Source organism: Shimia litoralis (genome assembly GCF_005518135.1).
Taxonomy (GTDB): domain Bacteria; phylum Pseudomonadota; class Alphaproteobacteria; order Rhodobacterales; family Rhodobacteraceae; genus Shimia_E; species Shimia_E litoralis.
Genome location: NZ_SULI01000078.1, coordinates 1 through 479, shown reverse-complemented (window position 1 = coordinate 479; position 479 = coordinate 1). Strand labels below are relative to the sequence as shown.

Annotated in this window: 1 protein-coding gene; it reads right to left on the bottom strand. The window is 52.0% G+C overall.

Annotated features, from left to right (window positions below; all coding sequences use genetic code 11):
• Positions 1–154: 154 nt before the first annotated feature.
• Positions 155–479: hypothetical protein (locus FAP39_RS17735; RefSeq protein WP_246059253.1), on the bottom strand; the 325-nt coding region annotated here is incomplete at its 5' end.

The window sequence follows — 479 nt, the reverse complement described above, 5'->3', positions numbered from 1 at the left end:
CCCTCGCAGGATAACTGTGTCCCGCGCCTACACGCGTTTATGCAGTACGAAACTTTGCGACAGAACCCGTTCACCTGCCCGAACCCTTAATCACTAAATTGCCGATCTCGTGCGAAGGACGGGTCGGGCGCATTGCCCTAACCCGCCCGGCCTTTTACGCAGAGCCTTCGTTTGTCAAAGACATAATGGCATCCGTCGCTCCATCACTATATGCGATGCACTGCCAAGGTGCGGCATCAGGACCAACGCCAACTTTGACAAAAGTCCCCGCTTCAGAGAACTCGGAAGACAAAAGACGGACTTCACTGTTGCCGGTTGTCTGAGCAACTGCCGCTAAACAAGCTTTATCCGCAGGTGTAACCGTTGACATCGCCGAGCCTGTATCTTCTACACATGCTGACAAAAAAGTGCCAACGATCACACAAGAAGCCAGTTTAAGTGCTGTGTTTGAAGTGGTCCTGCTTTTTAGGACAGGTTTG